At 64.1% G+C, this 20,665-nt stretch carries 17 protein-coding genes and 1 pseudogene; 1 reads left to right on the forward strand and 17 read right to left on the reverse strand.

The features are described from left to right. Window positions 1-3 precede the first annotated feature (3 nt). A complete protein-coding gene (locus RHO23_RS16960; protein ID WP_070915566.1) occupies window positions 4-813 on the forward strand; it encodes a hypothetical protein in 810 nt (269 codons plus the stop codon). Between the two features lie 3 nt (window positions 814-816). Here RHO23_RS16960 and RHO23_RS16965 read toward each other — a convergent pair. From RHO23_RS16965 to RHO23_RS17045, 17 genes and pseudogenes are all read right to left on the reverse strand, one after another. Further along, window positions 817-1,345, reverse strand: a pseudogene (locus RHO23_RS16965) (SRPBCC family protein). Between the two features lie 14 nt (window positions 1,346-1,359). Next, entirely contained in the window at window positions 1,360-2,931 is a 1,572-nt protein-coding gene (locus RHO23_RS16970; protein WP_070923023.1) for a flavin-containing monooxygenase, read from the reverse strand. After that, window positions 2,928-3,572 (reverse strand): hypothetical protein, encoded by a 645-nt coding sequence (locus RHO23_RS16975; protein ID WP_070923172.1) that lies wholly within the window; start codon window positions 3,570-3,572, stop codon window positions 2,928-2,930. Before RHO23_RS16975 ends, RHO23_RS16970 begins: the two co-directional genes overlap by 4 nt. A gap of 175 nt (window positions 3,573-3,747) precedes the next feature. Then, window positions 3,748-5,298 (reverse strand): flavin-containing monooxygenase, encoded by a 1,551-nt coding sequence (locus tag RHO23_RS16980; RefSeq protein ID WP_030096448.1) that lies wholly within the window; start codon window positions 5,296-5,298, stop codon window positions 3,748-3,750. Continuing rightward, window positions 5,295-6,152, reverse strand: coding sequence for an SDR family NAD(P)-dependent oxidoreductase (locus RHO23_RS16985; RefSeq protein ID WP_070923024.1), 858 nt, complete (start codon window positions 6,150-6,152; stop codon window positions 5,295-5,297). Before RHO23_RS16985 ends, RHO23_RS16980 begins: the two co-directional genes overlap by 4 nt. Continuing rightward, on the reverse strand, window positions 6,149-7,150 hold the full coding sequence (locus RHO23_RS16990; protein WP_030096446.1) for an alpha/beta hydrolase: 1,002 nt from the start codon (window positions 7,148-7,150) through the stop codon (window positions 6,149-6,151). The genes RHO23_RS16985 and RHO23_RS16990 overlap by 4 nt, the downstream gene beginning before the upstream one ends. A 101-nt stretch (window positions 7,151-7,251) precedes the next feature. Beyond that, complete coding sequence (locus tag RHO23_RS16995) at window positions 7,252-8,601, reverse strand: ABC1 kinase family protein (protein WP_070923173.1); 1,350 nt, start codon at window positions 8,599-8,601, stop codon at window positions 7,252-7,254. 72 nt (window positions 8,602-8,673) lie between these two features. Then, window positions 8,674-9,954 (reverse strand): TetR/AcrR family transcriptional regulator, encoded by a 1,281-nt coding sequence (locus tag RHO23_RS17000; protein ID WP_070923025.1) that lies wholly within the window; start codon window positions 9,952-9,954, stop codon window positions 8,674-8,676. Between the two features lie 149 nt (window positions 9,955-10,103). After that, window positions 10,104-10,790, reverse strand: coding sequence for a response regulator transcription factor (locus RHO23_RS17005; RefSeq protein ID WP_030096443.1), 687 nt, complete (start codon window positions 10,788-10,790; stop codon window positions 10,104-10,106). Then, window positions 10,787-12,100, reverse strand: coding sequence for a sensor histidine kinase (locus tag RHO23_RS17010; protein ID WP_064409618.1), 1,314 nt, complete (start codon window positions 12,098-12,100; stop codon window positions 10,787-10,789). Before RHO23_RS17010 ends, RHO23_RS17005 begins: the two co-directional genes overlap by 4 nt. A gap of 150 nt (window positions 12,101-12,250) precedes the next feature. Further along, window positions 12,251-13,021 (reverse strand): phosphoglyceromutase, encoded by a 771-nt coding sequence (locus tag RHO23_RS17015; protein WP_030096441.1) that lies wholly within the window; start codon window positions 13,019-13,021, stop codon window positions 12,251-12,253. A gap of 43 nt (window positions 13,022-13,064) precedes the next feature. After that, the gene (locus RHO23_RS17020) at window positions 13,065-13,595 is read right to left on the reverse strand and encodes a hypothetical protein (RefSeq protein WP_070923026.1); all 531 of its coding nucleotides are present in this window, start codon (window positions 13,593-13,595) and stop codon (window positions 13,065-13,067) included. Window positions 13,596-13,650: 55 nt separating this feature from the next. Then, window positions 13,651-14,973: a phthiocerol/phthiodiolone dimycocerosyl transferase family protein gene (locus RHO23_RS17025; protein ID WP_423488061.1), complete on the reverse strand. Its 1,323-nt coding sequence runs from the start codon at window positions 14,971-14,973 to the stop codon at window positions 13,651-13,653. 143 nt (window positions 14,974-15,116) lie between these two features. Then, window positions 15,117-16,658, reverse strand: coding sequence for a flavin-containing monooxygenase (locus tag RHO23_RS17030; protein ID WP_070923028.1), 1,542 nt, complete (start codon window positions 16,656-16,658; stop codon window positions 15,117-15,119). Further along, window positions 16,655-17,596, reverse strand: coding sequence for a ferritin-like domain-containing protein (locus RHO23_RS17035; RefSeq protein WP_423488062.1), 942 nt, complete (start codon window positions 17,594-17,596; stop codon window positions 16,655-16,657). The genes RHO23_RS17030 and RHO23_RS17035 overlap by 4 nt, the downstream gene beginning before the upstream one ends. Before the next feature lie 12 nt (window positions 17,597-17,608). Further along, window positions 17,609-19,648, reverse strand: a complete 2,040-nt coding sequence (locus tag RHO23_RS17040) for an alpha/beta hydrolase fold domain-containing protein (protein ID WP_423488063.1) — start codon at window positions 19,646-19,648, stop codon at window positions 17,609-17,611. After that, window positions 19,648-20,568, reverse strand: a complete 921-nt coding sequence (locus tag RHO23_RS17045) for an SDR family NAD(P)-dependent oxidoreductase (protein ID WP_423488064.1) — start codon at window positions 20,566-20,568, stop codon at window positions 19,648-19,650. Before RHO23_RS17045 ends, RHO23_RS17040 begins: the two co-directional genes overlap by 1 nt. Window positions 20,569-20,665: the final 97 nt, after the last annotated feature.

A 20,665-nucleotide genomic window follows, 5' to 3' on the forward strand; every position in this document is an offset into this window, starting at 1 on the left:
GCAATGTCCCGGCACATAGGTGGTCTGGGCGCGGGTATCGCCGCTGCCGCCCTACTGGTTTCGGCGCAGACGGTCCATCCCGTGGCAGTGGCACGGGCTGCTTTGCCGCCGTGCCCGAGCAGAGCCACCACGATCGTCCCGGATAGCCCCAAGGCACATACAGACTGCCGGCTGTCTGCGGCCGACGGCACCGGGATCACCTTCGATGTGGAGTATTGGCGCCCAAACCGCGACAACAACGAGGCTCCGGACTATCCACCATTGTCAGTTCGGGTCACCATCAAGGATGCCGGCGGAAACACGTTACAAGAGGTCAACGAACTGCTGGAGCCGTCCAGCCCCTCGCCGGCCGGTCTGCAGGACATCGACGGAGACGGTCGCGACGAGATGATCATCCCGATATCGACCCGGGTCATGAATGGTGCTGTCAACACCCGATTTTCCGTATGGCGAGCCGAGAAGAACACCACCCACTTCGAGCGGGTCCAGATGTTCGGGCAGGCCGTCTATCCCAGTGGCGACGGGTACATCGTGGTCAACAGCGGCGCGTTCTCCAGCCGCGACCTGGATTTCTACCTGCCCACCGCGGCCGGCTACACCCACATCATCACGTTGACGATGACTGCCGAAGAGGTCGACCTGAATACCCGCAAGGTGCTCACCGCAAGCTGCATGGTGCATAAGCAGTCCGGCCTGGGTGCCATCGACATGGACTGGCAGGATTCGCCGGTGTTCTGTGATTCTCCTGCGGCCAAGTCGATTTGGCCGGATGCCGAGCGCGTCGAAACCAACAGAAGAGTGCAGGGCCGCTAAGCCTTACACCGCATCCCGGGATATGTCCGTGCCTTCCAGGAGCGCGATGAGCGACCGCATACCCGGCCGGAAACCCCACGCGAAGACCACCCGCAGCAGGGGCTGGAGCCAGCGCAAGGGCAACCCGGAAACAAAACGCGGGGTTATCGCCACCGTCCAATCGACGGTGCAGCCGTCGGGAGTGCTGGTCAGCACGTAGTCCTCGGCCCACAGCCGCAACAGGGGCCAGGTTCCTGCCACCGCTGAGTAGGTGAGCCGATGCGGCGCCTCGTACCGCCAGAATCTCTCGCGCTGGATCCACAGGAACCGCCACGGTGCCCATCTCTCGCTCCATGCCCACTCGCCGGCACGGTTCGTCATAGCGCACACCGCACCCGAAGGGCAGCCATGACCAGGCATGGTCACTGTCCAGCGCCGCCCACACCTGACCACGTGGCGCATCGAAGGTGTGGGAGGTGCGCAGCACGATGGCTGCCGATTCGAACGCGGAATCGTCCGCCGACATCGGGATCCGATACTTAGGGGCGAGCATCGGCCACCCCATCCTCAGACCACCACCTGTGAATCATTGAGGACCACAGTGGAATCAACACGTTGACTCTGTTGCGCATACTCGTAGTCATCCGCCGGGAACTTCTTCGCCGCCCGGCGGGCCTGCAGGGTCGTGGTCGGCCGCAACAGCGGTACATCATCGTCGGCGTTCTTCCAGTATGACCGCACACCTCGATTGAGTTCCGTGAAGTAGTACTTCAGGTTCCGCCCGTTGCGCAGCATGAGTTGGTGGAAACGGTCCAGTGCCTCCTGGCGCACTTCCATACGGCTGGCACCGCGCTCTCCCGCAAGGGAGATGGCCCGGACGATGTGCGTGACGGCGGTATCCGCCAGCCCGTGCCATCCGCCGTTGCCGGTCCAGGAGTAGGGCCCGACGATGATCCAGCGGTTGGGGAAGCCGGTGATCGAGACGCTCTCGTACGCCTGCATACCGCGAGTGTTGAAGAAGTCCCCCAGATCACGGCCACCGGCGCCGGTCACACGTCCTCGCTTGTAGGAGGCGGGTTCGGAGAACAGATCGAAACCTGTTGCGGTGATCAAGAAATCGGCCTCATGCACCGTCCCGTCCGAGGTCCTGACTCCCTCGGGAACGACCTCGTCGATGGGCGTGGTGACCAGTGAGCAGTGCGGCTTGTTGAAGACCCGCGGAAAGGCGGAGTTGAGAGTTGGCCGGTTCCCCAGCGGCCCGAAGTGCGGGAGAAGATCCCGCGCGACCTTCCTGTCCTTCACCACCGCACGCAGGTACGCCCCGTACAGTGCACGCCCGGCGGCATCGAACAACCGCATCAACGGCCGCATCACCGCGCCCGGGGTGTGAATCAGGAACCACAGACCCAGGCTCCCGCCGAGCAGGGCCCCCCACTCGATCACGGAGAACAATCCGGGGATACGAAGCGCCCATTGGGCAATCACCGGGATCCGGAAGTCGGGTTTGGGGATGCAGTAGACGGGTGTCCGCTGGAACACCACGAGCGACTCGGTCTCGTCGGCGATGGCACCGCACAATTGGACGCCGGTCGCCCCGGTGCCGATCACCGCCACGCGTTTGCCCCGCACGTCGTGCTCCGGCAGCCACTGCACGGGCGTCACCCGGGTACCGGTGAAGTTCTCGAGCCCCTTGATGCCGGGCTGCTTCGGATCGAAGAAGGGACCGATCGCCGAGATCACGAACCGTGCGGTGATCAGCGAGCCGTCAGCCAGATTCAGCCGCCACCAGTGGTTCTCCTCATCCCACTCCTCGTTACGAACCTCAACGCCGAAACGGAAGTGCGGCCGCAGATTGAACCGTTCGGCGACCTGTTGGTGGTAAGCCTGCACTTCGGAACCGGGCGCAAAAACGCGAGACCACTGAGGGTTTCGGAAAAACGGGAACTGGTAGATCACCGACGGGATGTCCACGGCGATCCCCGGATACACATTGTCGCGCCAGGTGCCGCCCAGATCCGCGGCCCGGTCGAGGATCACGAAGTCCTCGATACCCGCCTGCTGCAGGCGCACCCCGGCACACAGGCCTCCGATACCCGCACCGATCACGACGACGTGATGATCGGGAACTGATGTGGTCATGAGGGCTCCTCACTCGATGTCCGATACGGACTACTCACTGACAATTCCGGCGTTGAAAGCGACGGGCCTCCGGTCGCCCACTTGTGCATGTAAAACGTTGTGGTCCGCCACCGGCGTCCGAAGGGAATCCGCACCGGGATCCTGGCCAGGATGACGCGCCCGCCTGCCAGCGCAACCAACTCGCTGCGGGTGAGGTCCCATACGAACCACCGCACCAAGGGCAGCGCGGCGGCGGTGACGACACGATTCATCTTTCCCGGCGGAAGATGCCAGTCCAGCAGGGTAATCCAGTGCCCCGGCGTCTTCGAGTCCTCGACGGTCACGGTGCGGAAATCGAATACCTCCTCCCCACGGCACCCCGCAGGACGCGGATAGCCGGGAAACATCAGGCGCCACACCCAGCGGAACTCGCGGTGCGTGTTCGAGATTCCACACCGGCCACCGTCGAAGAACCGATGCCCCTGCCACCAGCGTCCGAGACCCCATCGCAACAGCGAATCGACCAGTCGGCCGTACGGACTGGCCAGGTACCTGGCCTGCGTCAGGCCGTCTGCGCCCTCCAGCGGGGTCCCCATCAGGAAGACCGCCTCTAATGCTGCGAGGTCCCCCGCCTTGCCCAGTTCATCGAGCCATTGCCACATCAGATCTGCCGCATGGCCCGGGTCGGACTGGTCTAATCGCGCCAGTCCGGCCCGGACCCCCTCCGACGCCGCCACGGCGTGACGTTGGTTCCCCCTCAACGGGCCGCCCTATTGGACATCGCAGCGTTACCCATCAAAAGCGGCATGGACACGGGTCTCCTTCTCGAAGGCTTGGCTAGTTCACCTGCACGGCAGTGGTTTCGGCCACAGGGGCGCGATCACCCGCCACCGGCAATCGGTCGAAGCGAAAATCATCGAGCGGAAAGCGTTTACTCGCACGCGTCGACTGGTACGCCGTGGTGGGACGCAGGAACGAGAAGTCGCCATGTCGGTCGATGTAATAGGAGTTGGCGTTGACACACGCACGCCCGTGCATGAGCGTCGATTCCGCCTTGGGCGCAATGAAATCGAAGAACCGGTTGTTCGCGTCTTCGGTTACCGCGAAGGCGGTGGCGCCACGCTTGCGTGCCTCGGTGATAACCCGCACGGCGATGCGCGTCGCGTTTTCCACCATCACGTGCCAGGAGCTGCCGCTCCACGCGAACGGCCCGAAAACCATGAAGGTGTTGGGCAGTTGGGGCATGGTGACACCCTCATACGCCCTGGCACGATTGTTCTCGTAGTAGTCGGCCAGGTCGAAGCCATTGCGCCCCTTGACGGGGCGGGCGCGATAGACCTCGGGGCTCTGCGACATCTCGAACCCGGTGGCCAGAACCAGGACGTCGATATCGCGGTGCGCACCGTCCGCCGTGACGATTCCCGTCGGGGTGATCTTGGCGATCGGATCGGTCACCAGGTCGACATGGGGCTGCGTGAACGTGCGGTAGTAGATGTTCGAGACACTCGGGCGTTTGCACCCGAATCCATACTGAGGTGTCAGCTTCTTGCGCAGCTCGCGATCGCGGACCTGACTGAACAGAAATGCCCGGCAGGCCCAGTTCGGAATGAGGGTTATCGGCGCAATCTGCTTGCCGTATACCGTGATCGCCACCAGGCCGACCTCCACCGCGGCGGCGGCGATCCCCCGGATCAGGGATTGCAGGCCCGGGACGTACTTCAAGGCCCACCGCGCGATACGCGGTATCGGGAAGTCGGGCTTGGCGAAAACCCAGATGGCCCGGCGCTGGTAGACGTCCACGTGGGAGGCCACCCGCGCCATCTGCGGAATGAGCTGAACCGAGGTTGCTCCGGTGCCGATCACCGCCACCCGCTTACCCTGCAGATCGAAGTCATGGTCCCAGTTCTGTGTCTGGATCACCTTGCCCGCAAAAGAATCCAGACCCGGGATATCCGGCACCTTCGGCTCCACAAATGCGCCGACCGCGGTGATGACGAACCTGGACGTGATGACCCGGCCGTCGGCAAGGGTGAGGTGCCACAGGTGGTTGTCCTCGTCCCATACCCGTTTCATGACCTCGTGGCCCAACCGCAGGTGGTCGTTGAGGCGGTACTGGTCGACCAGGCTTGCGATGTATTGCTGCACTTCCCGGCCTTTGGGAAAAGTGCGGGACCAGTTGGGGTTTTTTGCGAAGGAGAATTGGTACACGATTCCCGGGACATCTACTGCCACATCAGGATAGTGATTGTTGTACCAGGTGCCACCGATGCCCGCGGACCGCTCCAGGATGACGAAATCGGTCAGGCCGGCACGCTTCAATCCGATGGCAGCGCCGAGCCCGCCGATCCCAGCGCCGATGATGACGGTCTCGTGCTCGGGGGTACTCATATCGTCGCCTCGACCTGCCGGTCGATCCGGCCGTCATACTCGCTGCGGGCGCTCCGGTCTACGGGTCCGACCGTCCTGTCCGCATTCACGATCCGACGGCCCAGCAGCCACAGCCACTCGGGAATCAGATGCTGTAACCGCAGCGCGAGGACCGTACCTCGTGGGGAACCGACCACTGCCGGCCGATTGTGCACGGTTCCGACCGCGTCGCGTGCCACCCAGCTAGGAGGAATGATGCCCAGTTTCTCCCACCACTTGAACGGAATACCGTCGACGAGCTGGGTGCGGACCGCCGCCGGCATGACTGTCGAGATGGTCACGCCGGTACCGACCAGCTCCTCGCGGGCGCTGCGCGCGAACCCGGTGGCGGCATGTTTCGAGGCGACGTAACTAGCCAGGCCCGGTGAGTGAATGGCTCCCGCCGCCGATGTCACGTTGATGAAATGCCCTCTGCCCCTCGCGATCATCCGCGGGGCGAGCACCTGATAGGAGATGTAGTGGCTCCAGAAGTTGACGCGCATCGTCGCCTCGGCCACTCCCCGGGACTCTTCCAGCAGCGGCCCCACTGGCATGATGCCCGCGTTGTTCACCACAATGTCGATGGGACCGACGGTGTCCTCGACCTCGGCGACAACACGTCGATAGTCATCGGACTCGCCCACGTCCAGCGCGAAACCTCGTGCATCCGAACCAATCTCCCGCGCCGCCAGCACAGCGGCGTCACCGTCGAGGTCCGCGATGACCACCCGGGCCCCCTCACGCGCCAGCCGCTGTGCGATAGACAGCCCGATACCGCGCGCGCCGCCGGTGACCAACGCGACGGCGCCGTCGATCTGAATCTCGGTGAATTTCATGCGGCCCGCCGTCCAACATGAGCCCTGACGAATGCCGAGATCTCCCCCACGGCCGCCCTCGCATCGGGGAGCACATCCGCGGCGATCTGGAAATCGTGCACTTGATTCCTCCATATCTGCAGTTCGACAGGCACTCCGGCCTCGGCGAGCCGAGCAGCCGCGAATTCGGCGTCAGGGCGCAGGATCTCGTCACTGCCCACCTGAAGAAGTGTTGGCGGTAGGCAAGCCAGCGTGGCCGCGGCGCCCTCGACAAAACTGTCGAGGACCCTGAGCCCGGCGGTAGCCGTCTCCCCCGACATCATGAGGCGCTCCATGGCTATCAGCGCCGCCCGCGGGAACAACGGGTCGTTGGATTGCGCGGCCAGCACCAGCTTTCCTGCCGGGTCACGTTGCACCAGAGGTGAGATGCACACGAGAGCGCCGGGTGATTCCAGTCCGCGGCGCTGCGCGATCAGACTGGCGGCCAGAGCAAGGAATCCACCCGCGGAATCCCCGGCGATAACGATCTCCGAAGGCTGGTAGCCCATGTCGATGAGGTACCGGTATCCGTCGAGTGCGTCCTCGACCGCCGAGGAGACCGAGTGCCCGGGCAGCTTGCGGTAGTTGACGGCAAGCGACGTGACGCCCGCGCCCGTGACAATGCGCGACACCAGCCTGCGGTGCGTGTTCAGCCCGCCGACGACAAATGCCCCGCCATGCAGAAAGAGCATGGCACCGTGTGACGAACCGCCTCCGGCAGACATGAGCTCGGCTTCACAGTGGGTGAGTCGCACCCGGACACGACGCACTCCCCGAACGGGCCGCAGCACGATCGCCGCGAGGTCGATGACTCGGTACGGCCACGGCAAATGCGGAAAGCGCGCCCACAGTGCAATCACCGGATACGCGAAGAGGCGGATGGCCCACCGTCCTAATCGCAACAGAACCGTCAGAGAGCCTCGCTCGGAGCGAGTGAGCTCCAGACGCTCCGGATGTAGCGGCACCACGTTGGCCGTCATCGGCGCTCCTCGGTGATCTCGAACACGGGTAGGTGTTTTATAGACTGACATGCCATTCACAAAAATACAAGACGGCATTCCCACCTACCCCGAGATGGCTGTTATCGCTGCTGAGCCCAGCTTTCTATGGACTGCCCCATGGGGGTGGCGGTGTCGGCCATGCCGAGATACTCGCGCGCAATCGCCGACCAGGGCGCCTCTGCGCCGAGCCTGCCGAGGAGTGCGGCCACACACATTTCGGTGCGCCGCGCCATCGCATGCGTCTCCACTAGACGCTGGTTGCGGATGCCGTCGTAGAACCTGGACGAGGGCAATACGGCATCGGCAACCGAACGCCGCGCGATATCCGGCGTCATCCGCAAGATCCCGTCTCCGAGATGCCAGCTACTGACCGCGCGGATGTACTCGGTGGCGGCGCTTCGCTCCATGGACTCCGGGTCTGCCAGGAATCCCGCGGCCACCGCAAGCTCGAACGCCTGGTCGTCATCCCCGGAGAGCAGCGCCCGAAACACCTTGCGCTGCACCTCGGCGTCCTCGTAATCCATATCCATGCACAGTCCGAAGTCCACGAAACCGACCCGCCCATCGGGAAGCAGCATGATGTTGCCGGGATGTGGATCGGCGCAGAAGAATCCGGTTCGGTACATCTCACCGCAGTAGAAGCGATAGATCGCCTCCCCCACCAGGTTCCGCACCGGCTGATCCTGTTCGGCAAGGCCGTCGAAGGCCATACCGTCGAGGTACTCGGTCACCAGGACGTGCTCGGTGCACAATTGCGCGATCGGTTCGGGGATGCGCCATGCCGGATGCCCCTGGAACGCGTGGAAAATCCGCTGGTGGTGGGCTAGCTCGGCCCGGTAATCCACTTCCTTGATCATCTGCCGCTGTACCTCCGCGACGATGGCCTGGGTGTTGCTCGCGGGCATCTTCTTCGCCGCCAGCTTGGTGACCAGCTGCAGATTCTTCAGATCCGCGCGGACCTTGGACGCGATATCCGGGTACTGGATCTTGACCGCGACCATCCGTCCGTCGTCAAGTTGGCCGCGGTACACCTGGCCGATCGAGGCCGAGGCGATGGCACCCGCGTCGAGGCTCACGATCCGGGCACGCAGCTCACCCAGCTCACGTTCCAGCGCCCCGTGCATGGTCTCGTCGGGAATCCTTGGGGCATTGTCGAACAGGGGTGCAAGCCGGGCGGTGAACTCGTCTCTGGCCGATTTGGATGTGATACCCACGTCCACCACAGAAAGCAGCTGGCCAAGTTTTTGCGCGGCGCCCTTCATCGAGCCCGCGACGGCCACCAAGTCGTCGGCGAACCGCAGAATATCGGCGTCCCGCCGGGCCGCGACGTCCGCCGAGACCGGTTTCATCGCCGTCGTTATCGCCGAGCGGACGGCGTGACCGGCGACAACCTTGCCCAGCGCCGCCGCCCTCTTCGCACGCAGCGGCACGCCAGCTCGAGTTGCGTTGGCCTCGTTGTCAACTGGTTCGCCGATGGGATGCTCCTTCATTGCCGCACCGACCTAGGGCGCTGGATTCAGACCATAAAGCAAAAAGTGCGTGATGGCCCGCGCGTACTCATCAATACGGTCGGTCCGGCCGTCGTCATCGACGACGAGGGTGACGGCGCCGACCAGCAAGGACACAAATGCCTGGCCGAGGAACTCGGTATCGATCGACGGGTTTATCCGGTCGGCACCGATCATCGAATACACGGACTGCTCGCTGCGCACCGAGGCGAAGCGGAAGAACTGAATGATCGACTGCAATGCCTCCGGATCCACTCCTGCGGCCTCCGTGCAGACGAAGATCAGTGCGGGCAGCCTTTCGGCCACCGCCTCCAACGCGTTTGTAAATCCTTGCGCGAGAGCGTGTTCGATGTCCTGACGGGCGTCCAGACGGCCAACCGGCCGCGACAGGACGGGCTCCATGGCCGAGAACTCACGAACCATCAGCGCATCGAGCAAGTCGCGTTTGTTCTGGTAGTAGTTGTAGAACGTGCCGTGGCTGACCCCGAGTCGCTCGACGATCTCGTTCACCCCGACAGCGTGATATCCATCGGACAGGAAGCAGCCGAGCGCCGCATCCAGGAGTTCATTGCGGCGATCGGCCGCGACGGGCACCGGAACATGCACGGAATCAACGGTTTCCGCCGCGCCGCTCCCCGCGCTCGACTCCAGGACCACACCGTCGCGCAAGATGCCGCTTTCGGCGATCTGCGAAGCGGTACTCACGAAACGTTCTCGGGTACCGGGGTTGTCGTGCCGGCTTTGTGCGAGCAGAAAACCGGGCAGCACCAGGGCCGGCAAGAGCCGCGCGAGCACGGCGTGGTTCTGTGCGTCCTCGGCCAGCCATCCGGCCCGACGGCCGCCGTCCAGGCCCCGCTGCACGTAGGAGTCGAGCATCGACTGGATACCGAGGACTCGCTGCTTGAGCTCCTTGTCGGCGGCGGCCGACTGGACGGTGAGAAGTTTGAGCAGCGCAGGCTCCTGATCCACCAGCGCGTAGAGGCGGCGGCCGCCCTCCATGATGATGTCGTTTCGTTCTTCGATGCCGCCGGTTCCGCCGACTACCTCGAGAAAGTCGTCGAGCGCCAGGGTGTCGACGAGGCGTTCCACGGCATAGTCGAAGACCAGGTCGAGAACCTCGCGCTTGCTGTCAACGTATCGGTAGACAGTGCCTTGTCCCATGCCGGCACGGCCCGCTATATCGGACATGCTGGTCTGCTCGTAGCCGTTTTCGGTGAAGGCCGAGAAGGCCGCGTCGACGATCTGCTGACGGCGTTTGTCGGCAAGCCCGGACACCGGGGGGCGTCCTCGGCGAGGCGGATCCTGCGCCACTCGCTGCTCCATCGACGTGTCTGACCGAACCGAAACCGGAGCGTCCCACAATTACGAACGCCTCGATGCCGTCAAAGTCTAAACACGTACGTGATGGCCCCTGCGGTGAGCGGTCAGCCCTCCAGCTTGTAGCCCAGGCCGCGCACCGTCACCAGATGCACCGGATTGGCCGGATCCGACTCGATCTTGGAGCGCAGCCGCTTGACGTGTACGTCAAGTGTCTTGGTGTCGCCGACATAGTCGGCACCCCACACACGGTCGATCAACTGACCGCGGGTAAGCACCCGCCCGCTGTTCCGGATCAGGTATTCGAGCAGGTCGAACTCCTTGAGCGGCAGGGTGATCGCTTCCCCGTTCACCGACACTGTGTGCCGATCGACATCCATGCGCACCGGGCCGGCCTCCAAGACGCCATCGCCCGCGGTGGTCTCTTCGGAATCCGATCCGCGGCGCAACACCGCACGAATGCGGGCGATGAGCTCGCGCGCCGAGTACGGCTTGGTCACGTAGTCGTCGGCCCCGAGCTCCAGCCCGACGACCTTGTCGATCTCGCTGTCGCGTGCGGTCACCATGATCACCGGAACGCTGGACTTGGCGCGCAGCTGCTTGCACACATCGGTACCGCTCATTCCGGGCAGCATCAGGTCCAGCAGCACGATGTCGGCACCGGCACGTTCGAATTCGGCGAGCGCTGAGGGCCCGTCGTTGACGATGGTCGCCTCGAAGCCCTCCTTGCGCAGTAGGAAGGCCAGTGGATCGGCCAGCGAGTCTTCGTCCTCAACAATCAAGACACTGGTCATCGACGTACATGTTCCTCTCGTGTAGTCGCTTGACGCTCCTCGCGTAAGCGGCTGGTTGGTGCGTGCGGCGGGGCTTGGTTGGTCGCGTCTTTGCGGGGGGTGGGTTGATCTGCTTGCGGGCCGTCTGCGGATTCCTCGATCACGTCATCCTCTTCCTCATAAACAGGGAGGGACAGCGTGAAGGTCGACCCGGTGCCGGGCTGGCTCCACAGCTTGATGGCGCCGTTGTGATTGGCCGCCACATGCTTGACGATCGCCAGACCCAACCCGGTGCCGCCGGTGTCGCGGGAGCGGGCCTTGTCCACCCGGAAGAACCGTTCGAAGACACGTTCCTGATGTTCCTTGGCGATCCCGATGCCACGGTCGGTGACGGCAATCTCGATCTTGTCGCCCCGGCGCCGGCGGCTGATCGACACCGGCGATCCGTGCGGCGAGTAGGCAATGGCGTTGGCCACCAGATTGCTGATCGCGGTGATGAGCAGCGTGGGGTCACCGCGCACCTCGAAACCACTGGGCGCGTCCGTGGTGACCGCGATATCGGCGTTCTCGGCGGCCACCTTGGACCGGCTCAACGCTTCGGACACCACGAAGTCGACGTCGACGACCTCCAGATCGGGAAGCTTCTCGGCGCCCTGCAGCCGGGAGAGCGCGATGAGTTCGGTGACCATGTTGCCCAGGCGACGGGACTCCGCGAGAACCTGCTCACCGAAATGCTGCACCGTCTCGGGTTCGTCCGAAGATTCCAGTAGTGCCTCGGCGAGCACGCCCATCGCGCCGACGGGCGTCTTGAGCTCATGGCTGACATTGGCCACGAAATCGCGGCGGGTGGCCTCCATACGGACATGCTCGGAGTCGTCGTCGACATAGATGACGGCCCAGCGCGGATCGGCATCGGAGAGCCTGCGCACGTGCCCGCGCAGCGAGAACCCCGCGCGACCCGGCGCCTTCGGCTTGGTGGTCAGATCCACTTCGACGGCCTCACCGGTGGCCAGCGTCCGTTGGGCGGCGGTCCATGCCTGCTCGTCGAGCTGGCGGTCGCGTACCAGGCCCAGCTCCCGTGCACGGGCATTGACCAGGACGACGTCCTGGTGTTTGTCGACGACGACAATTCCGGTCGGTGAGATGGCGACGATGCGCTCGAGCATCTGGGAAACGGTCAAACCGCTCTGGGCTACCTGCGAACCTTTCCGGGCCGCGCGGTGGGTCGAGGAGCGGCGCGAGTACCACGCGCCCAGCACCGCACCCGCAGCAAGCGCCACGAGAGCTGCGATCGTCACGATCGCAACCAGAGAGCCCGATGAGGCGGTCACGCGAAAAGCGTACGCATTCGGTGAACGTCACCCCAGCAGCGTGCGGCTAAATGCCGAGCAAGTCACACATTCCCGCACAGGTGTTAGGCGTGAGTTCACCGAATATTCGCCGATTGGCGAAGTTTTGGTGGGTCAGGCTCACCGGGAAGGTTATTTGGCGCCCTGATTGGCTACCGCCGCGGCTCCTGCCGCAGCCGCCTCCGGGTCCAGGTAAACCCCGCCTGCCGTGATCGGTTTGAGGTTCTCGTCAAGGTCATACCGCAACGGAATACCCGTGGGGATGTTCAGTCCCACGATCTCCTCGTCGGAGATCCCGTCGAGGTACTTCACCAGGGCCCGCAGCGAATTACCGTGGGCGGCAACCAGAACGGTCTTACCCGCACGGAGTTCCGGCACAATGGCCTCCTCGTAGTACGGCACGAATCGCGCCACCACATCGGCCAGGCATTCGGTGAGCGGTCCACCGCCGATATCGGCGTAGCGAGGATCCTGATCCTGGCTGTAGTGGCTGCCCCGCTCGATGGGCGGCGGCGGGGTGTCATAGCTGCGGCGCCAGGCCATGAACTGGTCCTCGCCGTACTTGGCCTTGGTTTCGGCCTTGTCCAGACCCTGCAGCGCACCGTAGTGGCGCTCGTTGAGGCGCCAGTCCCGCACCACCGGGATCCAGAGCCGATCAGCGGTGTCGAGGGCCAAATGCGCGGTGTTGATCGCGCGGCGCAGCAGCGAGGTGAACAGAATGTCCGGCAGCAGTCCCTGCTGAGCCAGCAGCTCACCACCGCGCTGGGCCTCTGACCTGCCCTTTTCGGTGAGGTCGACGTCGACCCAGCCGGTGAACAGGTTCTTTGCATTCCACTGGCTCTCACCGTGGCGCAGCAGGATAAGGGTGGCTCCGTGTGCCTGATTGGAGGTCTCGCCGCTCATGAGCGCCAGTCTCTCATGTGGCTGCCCAGCTGCTCCCGACGTATCAACCCTGTCCCCTGTTCAGATCGGCGCAGCGCATGTCCCGAACCACCGCTGACGCATTGGTCATGAGTTCATGCACGGAGTATCGGCATGCGACCGGGTCGCGTACCACCCCCACGCGGACGCGCAGCACGTTGAGCGCATTCGCGACATGAAGTGCCACCACCGCGCCCGACCACCTGGCCGACGGCGGCTCCGGAACCCTCATTGCCGCGGACAACTTGTTCACCGTCCGTGCGGCGGGGTCATCACGATGGGTGGGCTGTGCGGCGTCGAGCTCCTGGACGACCATGTCCAGGAGGACCTCCTCGGCGATAGCCGCTTCAAAGAACTGGACGTGCTGGATGTAGACGGGGTCGCCGCCGTTCATTCCGGTATCGCAGGCGAAAAACACCGCGGTGACGGCCCGGGGCGAGAGGCCCGCGGACGCGGCGAGGCCCACCACCGCCGCCGCGACCTCGAAGAGTCCGGCGTCATCGGTGAATCCCATCTGCTCCCGGCCCCAGCCAGACGAGTCAAAGAGCGACTTCACTTGGCACCTCCTACACTCATCGAGACCACTGGCCACGGGATGCGTGTTTGACGATTCAGTCGAAAACCTTTACCGGAATCAACTTCTCGATCTCGGACTGCAGTATCTGCTCGATTCGCCGCGCAGTGTTCTTGCCGGTCACGAGCTTGGTGAAGTCGATACTCAAGCGCCCGTTGTAGCTGGTGATGAAATAGATGCGTCCCTCAACCATCGCGACGCCCCTTGTCGCGATGAATGCGCTCACGGCGTGGAGCTCGACGCCGCAACGAAAATCGTTGATATCTACCCCGTCTGGTGTTGCGAAATCCGACACGCGACCCCAGTTGGTGATCTGGATGGCGGTGAAGGTCGGGACCCAACCTCCCATCGGCACCAACAGGAAGTACCGTCTGGCCAACGCCAGCGCCCGCCGGAAATCGCCACGGAAAAATGCGGTTTGGTGAATGCGGGTGGTTCGCAAGCCCTCGCGGATATCCGCCATGACGTGGCGGGCGAGGTCAAGCGCGTCGCTACCGCGCCCGACCTCGAGGATCGTCTCGGCAATGCCCAGCACGTTGGTGCCCTCCGTCGGCGCGACCGGCGGATCAATCCGGGAGCGCAGATTCACAAATGAGGAAACCGCCACGGGTAGTTCACTTTTCCCCGAAATCTCGCGCTCGGCGAGCGCCAGCGCAGCGCTGACGAGCCCGTTGAGTGTGACCCCGTGCGTACGCCCTACCTCAATGAGCCGATCGGTCTGCTCCACCGACAGGTGAATGCGTGCTCGTTGGGCACGACGTGGCCGAAACGCGGTCCAGATCCGTTCGGGCCCGCGGTATGCGGGGCGAAGGTCCATCAACTGCCGGGACGCCGATTCGGTGTAGCCACGCGCACGCAGCAGTGTCTCCGAACTCGCCGGAATGGGATGCGCACCCATCAACCCGCTGATGCCGTTGACTGCGCGCGTTCTCCCCGTGTAGAGACTCCACAAGTCGTGCAGGTATGCCAGAGCCGCGTCGGCATCCGCGATGGCGTGATGCAAAAGAAACGTCACACGGAACTTCTCACCCGACCGGTAGACGTGCAGTGCACACACCTGCCCAACGGGTAACGCCGAGTTCCCGGACATGACGTAATCCCCGATGTCGGCGTCGCCGACATCCCAGAACACGACGGCCGGCCGTTCGCGACCTGTGAATCGAAGTTCAAAACCTTTGCGCGACACATGGATTCGACCGCCCAATAACGGGTACATGCTCACGAGGTCGTCGAGGGCCCCCTCAAACGCGACATCCTCCAGTGCGCCCGTGCCATAGCAATGTTGAGCCACCGTGGTACCCGAGACGACGAACACGGACTCCGAAGGCGCGAGAACACGCGGGGGCAGTAGCTCGGGCATGAAGCTCCTTTGACAAGCCAGATATTCGATACACAAAGTTATCGATACTGAAAGTACCCGATACTTGTCATATTGCCACGTGCCGCGGCATCGCCGCAGGTTAAGGCACCAGCCGCGTGCCCGAGGTGTCCTCTATTCGGCGATTATTCGGCGATTGCCGCCACCGCGGCCGTCCGGTCGCGCCCTACCTGACCGGCGAAGGCATAGTCATCGAGCGGGAACGCCTGCGACGAGCGGCGTGCGGACTGCGTCGTCTGAGGCCTGATGTACGCGGATTCGCCGTTGTGGTCGAAGTAGTAGCTGTTGGCAGTGGTGCAGTTACCGGTCTGGAACAGCGAGTAGGTGTAGCGCGACCGCGCATCCCTGGTCCACGCGTCGGCCGCGCCGGCACGCACCTCGACATCGGTGGCCCCGAGTCGTTGAGCCTCGCCGATGACCCGCCCGATATGGATGGCGGCGGTGTCGACCACGCTGTGATACGTGCCACCGGTCCAGCCATATTGCCCAAAGACGTTGAAGCTGTTGGGCAATCCCGGTATCGAGAAGCCGTGATAGCTCTGCGGCGGGTGGTTCTGATAGAAGTCGGCGAGATCGAAGCCGCCCCGGCCGCTCACCGGCCGGTCCCGATACACCTGCGGGTCGAAGAACAACCGGAATCCGGTGGCGAGGATCAAGGCGTCGATCTCTCGCTCCACGCCCGCGGCGGTACGAACACCGTCGGCGGTGATGGTGTCGATCGGATCGGTGACCAGCTCAACGTTCGCCCGGTTGAAGGTCGGCAGATAGGTGTTGGAGGTAGCAGGGCGCTTGCACCCGAAGTCGTAGTCGGGGGTCAGCTTGGCCCGTAACTCCTTATCGGGCACCTGCAGCCGGTACGAGACATTACCGAGCAGCCAACGCAGCGCCCCTGGGGTGTTGCCCAGGCGACCGGCATTGAGCACCCCGTAGACAAGCGCACCGCCCACGATGAATTCCAGGCCCTCCTGCAGCAAGCGCTGAGTCCTCGGTATCCGGCGGAACAGTGCCCGCACCGGTGCCGGCATGCTCGGGTCGATCTTGGGGAAAACCCAGATCGGCGTCCGCTGATAGACGTCGAGATGGCCGACTTCACGTGCGATCTCCGGAATGATCTGCACAGCACTGGCCCCGGTGCCGATGATGGCGACACGCTTGCCCTTCAGATCCACGCTGTGGTCCCAGGCCGCCGAACGCAGGACGGTGCCGCGGAAGTCGTCAAGCCCCTTCAGTTCTGCCGGTTTGGGCTCGGGAAATGGGCCCGCCGCGACGACGACGAATCTGGCCGTCACCTCCTGCCCATTGACCCGAAGCCTCCACAACTTCGCGTCCTCGTCCCAGGTACGCGCGCCCACGTCACTGCCGAATCTGACGAATCGCTGCACGTCGTTCTCGCGGTACAGCCGCTCGATGTAGCTGAGCACCTCCCCGCCCTTGGCGTAGAACCTGGTCCACTCGGGGTTCAGGGCATGGCGAAACTGGTAGGCCTGTGCCGGAATATCCACTCCGATACCGGGGTAGACGTTCTGACGCCAGGTACCACCGACGCCGTCCATGCGCTCGTAGATGACGAAGTCGTCGATACCTCGCCGGCGCAGCTCCAACCCGATACCGAATCCGGCCAGCCCGGCACCGATGACGGCTACATAGTGATCAGGTTGGTCACTCATGCACTGACCTCGTAGGTGAGTTCCTTGGACCAGCTCGGCTGTTCGGCAAGCCAGCGCTTGGGGTAATAGTCGGACAGCTTGACCATGGTGTTGGCCATCGCGTGATACGGGCCGTGCAGAGGGTTCTGTGCATTGGTGATCATCGCCGCACCAAGCCGCAGTACCTGGTACACCAGCAGTCGTGTGCCCTTGCCACGGCTGCCGACGTTGACGAACCGCTCCATCGCGTCGTACAGGCGCTGCTCACGCAGGCCCATGCCAATCAGATTGCCCTTGATCCGGTTGATGAGCGGGATCCCGGTGCCGAGCCCCAAGAGCAGACCCATCAGCAGCGACGGGTTGAGCACGGTAGCGACATTCTCGATGACGACACGGCGCAGGTTGCCCTGGCCCATCATGTCCAACACATGGAAATCGACTGCCAGATGGCGTGATTCGTCGGAATTGATATGCCGGAAGGCCTGGTGGCAGATCGGGTCGTTGACCTCCTCCAGCAGGAATTTCAGCAGCGCGCCATCCAGGGCCACTTCCAGTAACGGGATGATGGTGCCCAGCACGGTCAGCGACAGCCCGTCCGAGTAGCGGTCCAGCCATTCAATGGCCAAGCGCACGTTCACATTGGGGACGGGCACTTCATCCTGCTCGAGCATGCCCCAGCGCCGCATCAATGCCAGCTCGGCATTCGCGTGCTTTTGCTCTTCGGCATGGAAGTACCGATAGATCTCCGCGAGCGTCTCGTTGGGGGCCTTCTTGGCCAACGCCGAAAAGCCTCGCGCACCGATGTTCTCGATCCAGACCAGGTCGGCCATGAAGGCCTTCAGCTTGGGCCGCTGCTCATCGGTGATCTGCTCGGCACCGGGTGCGTCCCAGTCCACATCGGCCAGGGCCCACTGTTTGTCCTTGATGGTCTGCAGCATGTCTTCCAGAACAATGGCCATCTCTCGTCCTTCCTATGCGGTCCGGGCCGTGCGTGACGGCCGATGGGTCAGCACCCCGGTGATGAATCGGGCGGCCTCGCTCAGCGCCGGGTTGGCCTCCGGAATCAATCGGGGCAACGCCTGGAAAACATGGATCTGGCCGGGCCAGACCTGCAGATCGCACTGCCCGCCGGCCTGCTCGATCATGTGTGCCAGCTGCTGCGCGTCGGCGGCCAGGAACTCGACTCCGCCAGCCTGAATAAGAATGGGCGGCAATGCGATACCGGGCGGAAAGCTCAGGCGTAAGCGCGGCGAATCCGCGGGCTCAGCGCGGGTGTATTTGTCCACCAGATGTTTGGCGGCCGCCGCGGTGATGACCGGATCGGGCTGCACCTTTTCGCGTTCGGCGGCCAGGCCAAGCGTCAGGTCCAGCAGGGGCGAGAACAATGCCATCGCGCCCGGCTGGGGTACACCCAGCCGATGATTCTCGATGAGCAGGTCCACCGCGAGATGGCCACCCGCCGAATCACCGGCGACCACAATGTCCTGGGCAGCGTGGCCACGTTCCAGTAACCAGTCATAGGCGGCCCGAACATCGTCGGCAGCGGCCGGGAAGAGATGTTCGGGTGCCAGCCGGTAGTCGACGGTGAAGGCCGGCAGCCCCGTTGCCTCCGAAAGGCGGGCGACCATCGAACGGTGAGTTTTCGCCGAGCAGATGACGTAGCCGCTGCCGTGGACGTACAAGATGACCGGACCGGGATCATCGGCGCTGAGCGCCGCGCCCGCCCGAACCCATTCTCCCCGTAACGGATCTCTCAATCGAGCCACCTCGGTACCGCGGGGCATCGATCCGCCGATCGCCATGATGGTCGAGACGATCTGCCGCGCCAGCAGCACGCCCGGCTTACCCGTTTTGTCCAGGCGGGCCCGGGACAGCACTGGCCGCAATCCAATGGCGGTGAGCGCTGCGGTGGCTTTGGTGCGCCGTGAGGCCTCGACAACCACGGTTCCGGTCGCGTCCAGCGAGCGCAATGCCAGCGACACCCCGCCGACTACCGCGTTGATCCGTGCCTGCGTCTTGCGAGCACTGTCGCGACTCGGTTCGGTCGTCGGCGGATCGGCGATGAACAAGTTCGGGAAACCGGCCACCGTGGTCGGGATGCTGCCCGCCTGCTTCAGCTTGCGACGCCGCGCCCCCACCACCGACACCCTCTCGGTGCTCGAGCCCGCATCCGGGTTGGACGCGAAAATCACCGCATCGCACTGGTGGTCGATGCCTTCGGCGGTGCGGATGCCCCCGCTGCTAAACCGGGCAATCGGCCAGGTAACCAGCTTGCAGTTGCGCGCCTGCAAGGCGGTAAGGAACTCATCGGTCACCACGACGTTGGGGCGACCGGTGAGCCTTAACGGCGTCAGCTGACGCCGAATCCAGGGGTCCGGCACGCGCCGGCGCAGGTTGCGCTGGGCCACCACTTCGAGCAGTCCGCGCGATGTGGGCCGTCTACCCGAGAACCAGGCCTGGCGCGTCTCGTCGCGCAGCGTGCGGTCCAGAAGTTGCCCGATCCGGCCACTCGGCCGGGGCAGTATCCAATCGGGTGAGCTCTGAAAAAGTTTGACAGTGGCGGCATTTCGCACCACTACCGGCAGAATGGACGCGGCGGCGGCACTGTTGCCCACCACCGCGACGCGCAGCCCAGCGAGCCCCGCACCGTCACCGACCTCGGCGGCATCGAGGACCCTTCCGGTATATCCGTCGAGTCCCGGGATGTCCGGACTACCGCCCACCGACCCGGTGGCCAGCACCACCGTATGTGCAGTGACGCGCTGTCCCCCTTCTAAATCCACAATCCATACGTCATCGTCGAGTTCGATGCGGGTGACCTCGCTGCCGAACGTCACATGGGGGCCCAGCCCGAACAGGGCAATGGTGTCGTCACGCCAACTCCCCGGTTCCGGCCGGGCGCGGTCGAGCACGGTGAAGCCGATGATCCCTGCCTCCTGCAGTCCCACCGCGGTGCCCAAACCGGTGTATCCGGCGCCTACCACGACGACCGGCAGCACCGCGCCGGGCATCACCGCACCACCTTGACCGGGGACTCCTGTTCGTAGGCGGTATCCCATAACTCACGCGGATCGGTGTCCTCGGGAAGCAATCGGCCCAGTCGCGAGATGATTCCTGCGCCCCACAAATAGGGCACGGGCGCATGTCGTTTCATGGCCCAGATGAGTTTGGCATCGGGCTGCGGCACCACATAGAGCCGCCCCCGGTCGTGTGCGTTGAGGGTGGTCTTCGCGATCCATTCCGGCGACACCCCAACCCATTTGAATGCGGTGCTCGCGAGGTTGCTCAGTGGCCCGGGGATACGCGCGCCATCCAGGATGTTGGTTTTGACCGCCGTGGGGCACAGCACGGTCACGCGCACCCCGCTACCGGCCAGCTCGGCACGCAGCGTCTCCGACAGTGCGAGCACGGCGGCCTTGCTGACGTTATAGGGACCCATCAGTGGCGCGGCCGCGAAGCTGGCGGCCGACGATACGTTGACGATGCCGCCGAATCCCTGTTCCCGCAGCAGCGGCGTGAAGACCTGGCAGCCGTAGATCATTCCCCACATGTTGATACCGATGGTGGCGTTCCAATCGTCCATCGACACCTCACCGATGGGTTTACCGCCGGTTCCAATCCCCGCATTGTTGATCACCAGATCCGGGGCGTGCCCCAGCCAGTCGGTCGCGACATCGGCCAGCTTGACGATCTCGTCGTACGAGCTGACATCACACGCGACCGGGTGCGCGCTGACCCGTCCGAGCTGATCGACGGTCTCTCGCGCGCGGGCCAGGTTGATATCGGCGCATACCACCCGGCCACCGCGGGCCACGATGGCCTCTGCGAATGCTCGGCCGATCCCGCTGCCCGCGCCCGTCACCACTGCGCTGGCCCCGTAGCTGACCTTTGGACGTCGGCGCGGGTAGGCTCCCGCGTCGGGTGCCGTCATTGGCATCACCCTTCGCTTATCGCTTACGCATCACTCGTAAACGTAAACTAAGCGTCTGTCACGCCCGACTGCTTGTCAAGAGTCCGGCGAGATTAAT

The organism is Mycobacteroides sp. PCS013 (assembly GCF_049532645.1).
Lineage (GTDB): Bacteria > Actinomycetota > Actinomycetes > Mycobacteriales > Mycobacteriaceae > Mycobacterium > Mycobacterium gwanakae.

What these genes read in the sequence shown, in the direction of transcription:
- RHO23_RS17025 (WP_423488061.1), bottom strand. Translation starts at nt 14,973, where the DNA reads ATGCCCGAGCTACTGCCCCCGCGTGTTCTCGCGCCTTCGGAGTCCGTG.
- RHO23_RS16985 (WP_070923024.1), bottom strand. Translation starts at nt 6,152, where the DNA reads ATGAAATTCACCGAGATTCAGATCGACGGCGCCGTCGCGTTGGTCACC.
- RHO23_RS16970 (WP_070923023.1), bottom strand. Translation starts at nt 2,931, where the DNA reads ATGACCACATCAGTTCCCGATCATCACGTCGTCGTGATCGGTGCGGGT.
- RHO23_RS17040 (WP_423488063.1), bottom strand. Translation starts at nt 19,648, where the DNA reads ATGCCCGGCGCGGTGCTGCCGGTCGTCGTGGTAGGCGCCGGATACACC.
- RHO23_RS16960 (WP_070915566.1), top strand. Translation starts at nt 4, where the DNA reads ATGTCCCGGCACATAGGTGGTCTGGGCGCGGGTATCGCCGCTGCCGCC.
- RHO23_RS17015 (WP_030096441.1), bottom strand. Translation starts at nt 13,021, where the DNA reads ATGAGCGGCGAGACCTCCAATCAGGCACACGGAGCCACCCTTATCCTG.
- RHO23_RS16990 (WP_030096446.1), bottom strand. Translation starts at nt 7,150, where the DNA reads ATGACGGCCAACGTGGTGCCGCTACATCCGGAGCGTCTGGAGCTCACT.
- RHO23_RS17005 (WP_030096443.1), bottom strand. Translation starts at nt 10,790, where the DNA reads ATGACCAGTGTCTTGATTGTTGAGGACGAAGACTCGCTGGCCGATCCA.
- RHO23_RS17045 (WP_423488064.1), bottom strand. Translation starts at nt 20,568, where the DNA reads ATGACGGCACCCGACGCGGGAGCCTACCCGCGCCGACGTCCAAAGGTC.
- RHO23_RS16980 (WP_030096448.1), bottom strand. Translation starts at nt 5,298, where the DNA reads ATGAGTACCCCCGAGCACGAGACCGTCATCATCGGCGCTGGGATCGGC.
- RHO23_RS17035 (WP_423488062.1), bottom strand. Translation starts at nt 17,596, where the DNA reads ATGGCCATTGTTCTGGAAGACATGCTGCAGACCATCAAGGACAAACAG.
- RHO23_RS17030 (WP_070923028.1), bottom strand. Translation starts at nt 16,658, where the DNA reads ATGAGTGACCAACCTGATCACTATGTAGCCGTCATCGGTGCCGGGCTG.
- RHO23_RS16975 (WP_070923172.1), bottom strand. Translation starts at nt 3,572, where the DNA reads ATGTGGCAATGGCTCGATGAACTGGGCAAGGCGGGGGACCTCGCAGCA.